The sequence below is a fragment of the Curtobacterium sp. 179-B 9B NHS genome (assembly GCF_045370965.1).
In the GTDB taxonomy this organism is placed as follows: Bacteria; Actinomycetota; Actinomycetes; order Actinomycetales; family Microbacteriaceae; genus Curtobacterium.
In genome coordinates, this window is the sequence record NZ_JBIQDQ010000001.1 from 375509 (window position 1) to 385723 (window position 10215).

General features: G+C 72.4%; 6 protein-coding genes and 1 tRNA gene. 4 read left to right on the top strand and 3 right to left on the bottom strand.

What is annotated here, in order from left to right; all coding sequences use genetic code 11:
• Window positions 1-106: 106 nt before the first annotated feature.
• From ACH0A8_RS01725 to ACH0A8_RS01735, 3 genes are all read right to left on the bottom strand, one after another.
• The gene (locus tag ACH0A8_RS01725) at window positions 107-847 is read right to left on the bottom strand and encodes a DedA family protein (protein WP_209683580.1); all 741 of its coding nucleotides are present in this window, start codon (window positions 845-847) and stop codon (window positions 107-109) included.
• 118 nt (window positions 848-965) lie between these two features.
• Window positions 966-1046: transfer RNA gene (locus ACH0A8_RS01730), tRNA-Leu, on the bottom strand.
• A gap of 66 nt (window positions 1047-1112) precedes the next feature.
• Window positions 1113-2474 carry an MFS transporter gene (locus tag ACH0A8_RS01735; RefSeq protein ID WP_066652930.1) on the bottom strand — a complete coding sequence of 454 codons (1362 nt, stop codon included), beginning with the start codon at window positions 2472-2474 and terminating at the stop codon, window positions 1113-1115.
• Window positions 2475-2527: 53 nt separating this feature from the next.
• Between ACH0A8_RS01735 and mnmA the strand changes: the two genes are divergently transcribed.
• From mnmA to ACH0A8_RS01755, 4 genes are all read left to right on the top strand, one after another.
• Window positions 2528-3634, top strand: coding sequence for a tRNA 2-thiouridine(34) synthase MnmA (gene mnmA / locus ACH0A8_RS01740; protein ID WP_251154733.1), 1107 nt, complete (start codon window positions 2528-2530; stop codon window positions 3632-3634).
• Window positions 3635-3761: 127 nt separating this feature from the next.
• Window positions 3762-6152 carry an NAD-dependent DNA ligase LigA gene (gene ligA / locus ACH0A8_RS01745; RefSeq protein ID WP_209683570.1) on the top strand — a complete coding sequence of 797 codons (2391 nt, stop codon included), beginning with the start codon at window positions 3762-3764 and terminating at the stop codon, window positions 6150-6152.
• Window positions 6153-6381: 229 nt separating this feature from the next.
• Window positions 6382-7821: an alpha/beta hydrolase gene (locus ACH0A8_RS01750; RefSeq protein ID WP_209683567.1), complete on the top strand. Its 1440-nt coding sequence runs from the start codon at window positions 6382-6384 to the stop codon at window positions 7819-7821.
• A 116-nt stretch (window positions 7822-7937) separates the two neighbouring features.
• The coding region (locus ACH0A8_RS01755; RefSeq protein ID WP_406906246.1) for a transglycosylase domain-containing protein at window positions 7938-10215 on the top strand (2278 nt) is incomplete at its 3' end.

Consider the following 10215-nt stretch of genomic DNA (forward strand, 5'->3'; position numbering starts at 1 on the left):
CGAGTTCCCGTGGCGCGAGGTGTCTTCGGTTGTGCAGGGCCGCCGGAGCCAGCAGCGCCGCGTGCGGACCATCAGCGTCGCCGCCGGAGCGCCGACGGCCCGCCGACTACTGCTCGGCCGGGCGACCCGCGCCGTCGGCGGTACCCCGCTCGGCGCCACCGCGCTGCGCTGCCTCCTCGGCCTCGGCGGCGTGCTTCGCCTTGCGCGCGGTCCGCCAGTAGTGCAGCCCCGCGGGGACGACCGTGACGAGCACCGCGAGGATGAGGATCACGTCGATGTAGTTCCGCACGACGTACGCGATCGGCGGGATGTACCCGAGGAAGTACCCGAGGAAGGTCACGCCGACGCCCCAGACGACCGCACCGACGGCGTTGTACAACGAGTACTTCTTGTAGTTCATGCGCCCGACCCCGGCCGCGATCGGCAGGAAGGTGCGGACCACGGGGACGAAGCGGGCGAGGATGACCGCGAGCGGGCCGAAGCGGTGGAAGAACGCGTTCGTGCGGTCGACGTTCTCCTTCGAGAAGAGTCCGCTCTCCTTGCGCTCGAAGATCGGGGGCCCGGCCTTCTTGCCGATGTAGTACCCGAGCTCACCGCCCAGGAACGCCGCCGCGCCGATCATCAGCGCCGCCGCCCAGATGGGGATGCCGCCGATCTGGCCGCCGCGGTCGAAGGCGAAGAGCCCCGTGATGACGAGCAGGCTGTCGCCGGGGAAGACGAAGCCGATCAGCAGGCCCGTCTCGGCGAAGACGATGGCGCAGACGATGAGCACGGCGATGGCCCCGAAGTGGTCGAGGATGTACTGCGGGTCGAGCCACGGGATCAGGGCGAGTGCGACGGAGTGCATGGTTGTTCCGGTCGTGTCGGGGCGGGGCACGGGGAAGCTCCCGCCTGACGAGGGTACCGCCCGGCGGTGACCGCCCCATCCTCCTGTGGTGTGACTCCACCCGGCGAGCCGACCATCGTGCGGAAGGAGGGACTCGAACCCTCACGCCTGGGGCACAGGAACCTAAATCCTGCGTGTCTACCGATTCCACCACTCCCGCGAGCAGCGGCAGTCTACCGAGGCGTGGACGCGGGGCGGGCGGGAGCCGCGCCTCCAGGCCGTCCGCTCAGCGCAGCCGACGAGGCAGGTACCGCGGCACGTACCGCAGCAGCACCCCCGCACCGACCAGGCCGAGCACCCCCATCACCCCGCTCGCCAACGCCAGCGAGGCGACCGCGGTGACGCCCGAGATCAGCAGTGGCGCCGCAGCCGACCCGAAGTCCCCCGTGAAGCGCCACGCACCGAGGAACGGTGCCGGGTTCCCCCGCGGCGCGAGGTCCGCACCGAGCGTCATGAGGATGCCGCTGCCGACACCGTTGGCGAGGGACATACCGATCGCGATGCCGACGAACCACCCGACCCTCGCGTCGAGGTGCCCGCTCCAGGCGAGCAGGAAGTAGCTCACGGCGAGCCCGAGCATGCACGGCAGGGCGCTCGCGAGTCGACCCCAGCGGTCCATGATCTGCCCGCTCGTGTAGAAGAGCGCGAAGTCGACGGCACCCGCGATGCCGATGACGAGCGCGGCCGAGGCGTCGTCGAGACCGACGCTGACCGCCCAGAGCGGCAGGATCACCTGCCGTCCGGCGCGGAGCGCGCCGATGAGCGCCGCTCCGCTGCCGAGCCGTGCCAGGACGGCGCGGTTCTCGCGGATGGTGCGGAAGAGGCCGTGTGCCTCGCGTTCGACGAACTGCGCGCCCGTGTCGGTGGGCGGCTCGTCGGGGTGCCGCGCGGGTGCCGTGCGCCGTGCCGCGTCGGCCGCGTCCGGTCCGCGGGTCGCGTCCGTCCCGTCGGTCGCGCTCGTCGTGTCCGGCCTGGAGGCCCTGCTCGGCAACCGCAGACCGCGTGCGCCCGTCGCGGGGTCGCGCAGGACGAGGAGCACGACCGCCGCCGCGAGGCAGCACACCACGTGGATCCAGAAGGCGCTCTGCGTCGTGCCGGTCAGGTGGACGACGCCGGCCGAGAGGAAGGGCCCGACGAAGTAGCCGAAGCGGAACACGCCGCCGAGGCTCGACAGGGCGCGGGCCCGGATCCGCAGGGGGATCGCGGTCGTCATGTAGGCGTGCCGGGCGAGGGCGAAGACGGCGGTCGAGACACCGACCAGGAACACCCCGACGGCGAGCACCCAGGGGCTCGGTGAGACGACGCAGACGAGCAGCCCGACGACGGACACCACCGCGGCGCCGATCATCGCGTTCCGTTCACCGATCCGCCCGACCACGACGCCGGAGGGCACGTCACCGATGAGCTCGCCGACGAGGATGAGCGCGGCGACGAACCCGGCGAACGCGAGGCTCGCGCCGAGGGAGTCGGCGGCGATCGGGATGATCGGGATGATCGCTCCCTCGCCGATCGCGAAGAGCGCCGCGGGCAGGAAGCCGGACAGCAGGACGCCGCGGCGGTCGAAGGCGTCGTTCGTGGTGCTGGTCATCGTCGAGCAACGGTACGCCTGGACTCGTCGGGGGATGCGCTTACCCTGGATGCATGCGTGTACTTGCGGCGATGAGCGGTGGGGTCGACTCGGCGGTGGCCGCGGCGCGGGCCGTCGACGCCGGGCACGACGTGGTCGGTGTGCACCTGGCGCTGAGCCGGATGCCGGGCACGCTCCGCACGGGGAGCCGTGGCTGCTGCACGATCGAGGACTCGATGGACGCGCAGCGGGCAGCCTCGGCACTCGGGATCCCGTACTACGTGTGGGACTTCTCGGCGCGCTTCAAGGAGGACGTCGTCGACGACTTCGTCGCGGAGTACCAGGCCGGCCGCACCCCGAACCCCTGCATGCGGTGCAACGAGCGGATCAAGTTCGCCGCCCTGCTCGAGAAGGCGCTCGCCCTGGGCTTCGACGCCGTGTGCACCGGCCACTACGCCTCGGTCGTGACCGGGTCGGACGGCGCCCGTGAGCTGCACCGTTCGGCGGCGTGGGCGAAGGACCAGTCGTACGTGCTCGGCGTGCTGACGGCCGAGCAGCTGGAGCACGCGATGTTCCCGCTCGGTGCGACACCGTCGAAGGACGAGGTCCGTGCCGAGGCGGCGGCGCGCGGGCTGACCGTCGCGCAGAAGCCCGACTCCTACGACATCTGCTTCATCCCGGACGGGGACACCCGCGGGTGGCTGGCCGACCGCGTGGGGACCGCGCCGGGCTCGGTCGTGGAGCGCGACGGCACCGTGGTCGGCGAGCACGAGGGTGCCACGGGCTACACCGTCGGGCAGCGCCGCGGACTGCACCTCGGACGCCCGGCACCGGACGGCAAGCCGCGCTTCGTGCTCGAGATCCGGCCGAAGGACAACACCGTCGTCGTCGGACCGAAGGAGGCGCTCGACGTCCGGTCGATGGCCGGCTCGCGGTTCACCTGGGCCGGGACCGCTCCGGCCGACCCGTCGACGCCGTTCGCGTGCGACGTGCAGATCCGGGCGCACGCCGATCCGGTCCCGGCGACGGCGCGGGTGACGGACGGCGAACTCGTGATCGACGTCGACGAGCCGCTGTCCGGTGTGGCTCCCGGTCAGACTGCGGTGGTCTACGTCGGCACCCGGGTGCTCGGGCAGTGCACGATCGACCGCACCGTCTCGGCGGTGCCCGCGACCGTCTGAGCCTGCGGCCCGGGGCCGGGCAGCCCGCTGCTGCCGGGGCCGGGCAGCGGGGTGCTGCCGGGGCCGGGCGGCTGGGGTCGGGGAGCCGGCTGCGGCCGGGGTCGGCGGTGCACGGTAGAACTGAGGCATGAGCGACACGACCCCCGACTCGGCCGACTCGACGTTCGAGACGCTGGCCCCGGCCGACCTCGACGCCGCGCAGGCCCAGCGGGAGGTCGACCGGCTCCGGGTGCGCATCGGCGAGCTGCGCGACCAGTACTACGAGGGCAACGGCTCGACGGTGTCGGACGGCGACTACGACGCGATGGTCCGTCGCCTCGACGCGATCGAGCAGCGCTTCCCGGACCTGCGCACCCCGGACAGCCCGACCCAGACCGTCGGCGGCCAGGCGCAGACGGTGCAGTTCGCGCCGGTCGAGCACGCCGAGCGCATGCTGAGCCTCGACAACGTGTTCAGCCCCGAGGAGCTGACCGAGTGGGCCGACAAGGTGCAGCGCGACGCCGGCTCCGAACGGGTCCGGTTCCTCACCGAGCTGAAGATCGACGGGCTCGCGATCAACCTGCGGTACGAGCACGGTCGCCTCGTGTCGGCGGCGACCCGTGGTGACGGCGTGGTGGGCGAGGACGTCACCGGCAACGTGCGCACCATGGGCACGATCCCCGACCGGTTGTCCGGCGAGGGACACCCGGCCATCGTCGAGGTCCGCGGCGAGATCTTCTTCCCCGTCGCGCAGTTCGACGAGCTGAACGCCCGGCAGCGCGAGGCGGGGGAGCGGGTGTTCGCGAACCCGCGCAACGCGGCTGCCGGATCGCTCCGCCAGAAGGAGGAGGGCAAGTCCGAGGCGAAGCGCGCGCTCATGGTCGACCGCCTGCGACGCCTCCGCATGCTCGTGCACGGCATCGGCGCGTGGCCGGTGCGCGAGCTCGAGCGCGACACCGAGGTGCACTCCCAGTCCGAGGTCTACGAGCTGCTGCAGACCTGGGGCCTGCCGACGAGTTCGCACTACCGGGTGTTCGACACCGTGGACGAGGTCATCGGCTTCGTGCGGACGACCGGCGAGCGTCGTGCGTCGGTCGAGCACCAGATCGACGGCGTCGTGGTGAAGGTCGACGACCTGGCCCTGCACGAGGAACTCGGCTCGACCTCCCGTGCACCGCGCTGGGCCATCGCGTACAAGTACCCGCCGGAGGAGGTCCACACGAAGCTCCTCGACGTCGTGGTCAGCGTCGGGCGGACCGGACGTGCGACGCCCTTCGCGGTGATGCAGCCGGCCGAGGTCGCGGGGTCCGTGGTGCGGCAGGCGACCCTGCACAACCAGGACGTCGTGAAGGCGAAGGGCGTCCTGATCGGCGACACCGTCGTGCTCCGCAAGGCCGGCGACGTCATCCCCGAGGTGCTCGGCCCGGTCGTCGAGCTGCGCGACGGCACCGAGCGCGAGTTCGTCATGCCCGCCGCGTGCCCGGAGTGCGGGACGCCCCTCGCACCGGCGAAGGAGGGCGACAAGGACCTCCGCTGCCCGAACGCCCGGAGCTGCCCCGCCCAGGTCCGTGGCCGGGTCGAGCACATCGCCTCGCGCGGCTCGCTCGACATCGAGGGCCTGGGCGAGGTCGCCGCCGCGGCGCTCACGCAGCCGCTGCACCCCGAGCAGCCGCCGCTCGTCACCGAGGCCGGGCTGTTCGACCTGACGATGGAGGACATCGTCCCCATCGAGGTGATCGTCCGCGACGCCGAGACGGGCATGGAGAAGTCCGACGACGACGGCACACCGAAGCGCGTCACGCCGTTCAGCCGTGCCCGCAAGAAGACCGATCCGCCGTTCGACCCCGACGCGCGCGGAGCCGACCACACGGGTGAGCCGAGCCGCTACCCGTCGAAGAACGCCTTCGAGATGCTGGCGAACATCGAGGCCGCGAAGACCAAGCCGCTCTGGCGCATCATGGTCGGGCTCAGCATCCGGCACGTCGGCCCGGTCGCCGCACGGGCACTCGCGAACCACTTCGGGTCGCTCGACCGCATCCGGGAGGCGTCGCGCGAGGAGCTCGCGGCGGTCGACGGGGTCGGCGGGATCATCGCGGACGCCCTGCTCGACTGGTTCGCCGTGGACTGGCACCGCGAGATCATCGACCGCTGGACGGCCGCGGGGGTGCAGTTCACCACGCCGGACCACCCCGGTCCCGGCGCCGCCGTCGAGGGGGGCGTCCTCAGCGGGGTCACCGTCGTCGCGACGGGCTCGCTCGAGGGGTACACCCGTGAGGGCGCGCAGGAGGCGATCATCGCCGCCGGCGGCAAGGCTGCGTCGAGCGTCAGCAAGAAGACGGACTTCGTCGCCGCCGGTCCCGGTGCCGGGTCGAAGCTCACGAAGGCCGAGCAGCTCGGGCTCCGCATCATCGACGCGGAGCAGTTCCGCCTGCTCGTGACCGAGGGGCCCGGCGCCCTGGAACCGGACCGGGCGGACGGACGGGAGCCGTCCGACGGCGCCGACGGCCAGGCGACCGACGACGCGGACGCAGGGAGCTGAGCAGCACGGCGGAGCGCGGCTCGCCGTGAGCGACGCGCCGTCTTCCGCGGGGGACCGTCGACGATCCGCACCCAGTTCGAGGGGCAAGTTGCACCGCGCACCCCCTCGTGAGCGCATTCTCCTTACACTCGAGAGGGCATCAATCGTCGGCTGAGGGGGTCGACGACACGGCCTTCCCGGGGAGACCTGATTGCTGCTCATCGCCGCGGCCCTGCTACTCACCGCCTCGATGCACTCGCTGGGAGTGGTCGAGGCCCCTGCCGTGCCCGTCCCGGGAGCGTCCGGCGTGGGCGTCCCGGCAGCGGCCGAGGCGCCCGTCGCGGAGGTGTCCGGGGTCCGGGACCCCGTGGCACGCGACGCTCCGCCCGACGCCCCGACGACCGCTGCCGGCGGTCACGTCGACCTCGAGCGGTTGGCGCAGGCGCGCGGCACGGCGTTCCTCGACGCACTCGTCGCGGTCGGTCCCGGCGACCTGGCACGCGCCGACGAGGACGATCGGGTGCTCGCGACCGCCCAGGACCGGCCACCCACCGCGGCCGCCGTCGCACGGTGGTGGGACGCGCTCGGCACCGCCGCACAGGAGCGCCTGGTCGCCCTCGCCCCCGCGGTCGTCGGCAACCTGGACGGGGTGCCGTACGACGTCCGTGACCGCGCCAACCGGACCACCCTCGCCGACGGGGTCGGCACCGACGACCAGGACTCCGACGACCAGGACTCCGATGCCCAGGACTCCGGCGCCGGGTCCGACCGTGCCGCCGCCCGCACCGCGTTGCTCGCGCAGGTCCGGGACTCCCTGCACCGCGAGTCGGGCCAGGCCCCCCGGCGCCTGATCGTCCTCGACACCCGGGGCTCGGGCCGCGCGGCGATCGCGGTGGGGGACCTCGCGACCGCCCGGGACGTGACGGTGGTCGTCCCGGGGATGTTCTTCACCGTGACCGGGCAGATGCACGACTTCACCGACACCGCGAGCGACCTGTACGACGAGCAGACCACCGTGTCGGCGCTCGCCACGACGCAGACCGCCCGAGGCGTCGCGGACCACGCGTCGAGCGGCACCGCCGTGCTCGCGTGGATGGGCTACCGGACGCCCGACATGTCCAACATCCTGTCGCTCGGACTCGCCCGCACCGGTGCCGAGCGGCTCGAACGGGTGGTCGACGGTCTCGACGCCGTCCGCGGCGACGACCGGCCCCGGTTGAACGTCGTCGCGCACTCCTACGGGTCGACGACGGCGCTGATGGCGCTGTCGTCCGGCCGCATGCAGGCGGACTCGCTCACCGTGCTCGGCTCGCCGGGCAGTGCGGTGCAGACCGCCTCCGAGCTCGCGGTGGGTCCTGGCCAGGTGTACGTCGGCGACGCGCACAGCGACCCGATCGCGGGCTCCGGGTACTTCGGGACCGACCCGGGTTCGGCGGGGTTCGGGTCGACGCTCCTCGACCTCTCCACGGACACCGTCGAACCGGACGCGGGCGTGTTCCGCCGACCGGTGGGTCACAACGACTACCTCAAGCCGGGGACGGCGTCGCTGCACGACGTCGCCCTCATCGGGGTCGGTCGCGGTGACCTCGTCCGGCACCAGGCCCGGCGCGGCCAGGGTGGCGGCGGGACCGCGCAACCGGTGCCCGACATGTACCTCCTGCGACCCCAGGACCTGCAGCCCCGCGACTGAGCGGACCCGCCCCGTGGGCGATGCACGACCCTCCCTGTGGGTGATCCTGTGCGCCGCCGCAGCCCCTGACCTCCGCACGGCAGAAGCACCCCAGTCCGGGCCCGTACCGTGCCGCCATGCGTGCGATGCGGTGGTCCGGTGCCCTCACGACCTTCCTCGCCATGTCCGGCCTCGCAGGACTGCTGGTGGCGGTCGCGGTGACCCCGGCCGTGGCGGTGGCGGGCGAGGCGACGTCCGGAGCGGTGTCGTTCTTCGAGGACCTGCCGAGCTACCTCGACATCCAGACCCCGCAGCAGGTGTCGTCGGTCTACGCCACGAAGGACGGCCAGCAGGTCAAGATCGCGTCGTTCTACGCCGAGAACCGGACCGACGTCGCCTCGGACGCCATGGCGGAGTCGCTCAAGCGCGCGGCGATCGACACCGAGGACCCCCGCTTCGAGGACGAGGGCGGCATCGACGTGCTCGGGACCGTCCGCGGCGTCGCGGCGACCGTCGTCGGGGGCGACGTGCAGGGCGGTTCGAGCATCACGCAGCAGTACGTGAAGAACGTCCTCGTGCAGCAGTGCGAGCAGCTCACCGGCGCGACCGCGGCCGCCACCCAGGCCAAGGTCGCGGCGTGCTACCAGGACGCCGCCGGGGTGACACCGCAACGCAAGCTGCAGGAGATGCGCTACGCCATCGCGGTCGACAAGAAGTACACGAAGGACCAGATCCTCACCGGCTACCTGAACCTCGTCGGGCTCGGCGGCCGCGTCTACGGCGCCGAGGCGGGTGCCGAGTACTACTTCGGCGTGCACGCGAAGGACCTGTCGCTCCCGCAGTCCGCGACGCTCGTCGCCATCCTCAACAACCCGGCGAACCTGCGCATCGACGAGCCGGACGACGAGGACAACGGCGCGGCGAACGGCTACGCGGCGACGAAGACGCGGCGCGACTACGTCCTGCAGCGGATGTACGTGCACCACGACATCTCGAAGGCGCAGCTCGACCAGGCGGAGGCCACCCCGGTCACGCCGCGGATCACCGACACCGCGAACGGCTGCTCGGCCGCGGCGAGTGCGTACGACGCGGGGTACTTCTGCGACTACGTCCGCGACCAGGTGCTGCAGGACCCGGCGTTCGGCAAGACCGCCGCGGAGCGCATCGAGACCCTCGACACGAAGGGCCTCGAGATCCACACGTCGCTCGACCTCGACCTGCAGGCCCAGGCCCAGTCCGCACTCTCGTCCTACGTGCCCGCGACGATGACCGGTGTCGACCTCGGCGGCACGAACGTCACCGTCCAGCCCGGCACCGGACGTGTGCTGTCGATGGTGCAGAACACGACGTACACGCAGCGCGACAACGCCGGCCCCGGTGCGACGGCCATCGACTACAACGCGGACACGGCCTACGGCAACTCCGGGGGGTTCCAGACCGGCTCGACCTACAAGGTCTTCACCCTGGCCGAGTGGCTGGCGTCCGGGCACACGCTGTCGGAGTCGGTGCCGACTGGCGAGCACCTGTTCCAGCAGTCCGAGTTCACGAACTCGTGCGAGGCACTCGGCGGGTCCCCCTGGCCCGTCTCGAACGCCGAGACCGTCCCGGCGAGCATGAGCGTCCAGGCGGCGACCTCGGAGTCGATCAACACCGCGTTCGGCGCGATGGCGAAGCAGCTCGACCTCTGCAAGATCAAGGACCTCGCGCAGGCCATGGGCATCCACCAGGCGGACGGCTCGGCCCCGGCGTCGAACCCGGCGTCCGTGCTCGGCACGAACCCGCTCTCGCCGATCGACCTGGCCGAGGCGTACGCCGGCTTCGCGAACGGCGGCGTCGTGTGCACGCCGACCGTCATCGACTCGGTGCGCGAGGCCGACGGCGCGACGGTCACGCCCACGCCGTCCAGCTGCACCCGGGGCGTCTCCGCCGAGGTCGCCGGGACGGTCGACCACGCACTGCAGGGCGTCCTGACCGGCAGCGGCACCGCGGCCTCGGCGAACCCCGGTGACAGCACCCCGAAGTTCGCCAAGACCGGCACGACCGACGCCGACACGCAGAACTGGCTCGTCACGTCGAGCACGAAGTACACCAACGCGACGTGGATCGGCAACGTCAGGGGGCTCGTCGGTCTCGCGAACACGTCCTTCCCGCAGGGCACGACCGGGTACAGCGCGAAGTTCGGCGTCGGCCGCTCGATGATGTCGTGGCTCGACCAGCGCTACGGCGGGGGAGCGCTGCCCGAGCCCGACCCGGCGATGATCGGCTCGACGCCGCGGTCCGTCGACGGTTCGGCCTCGGACGCGGCGACGGGCGGGGACCAGGCGACGCCGGGGACGAGCGCCCAGGCGCCCGCCGCGCCGGGATCGTCCACCGCGGACACGACCGGCGGCGCGGAGCTTCGCGACCGGGGTGGCG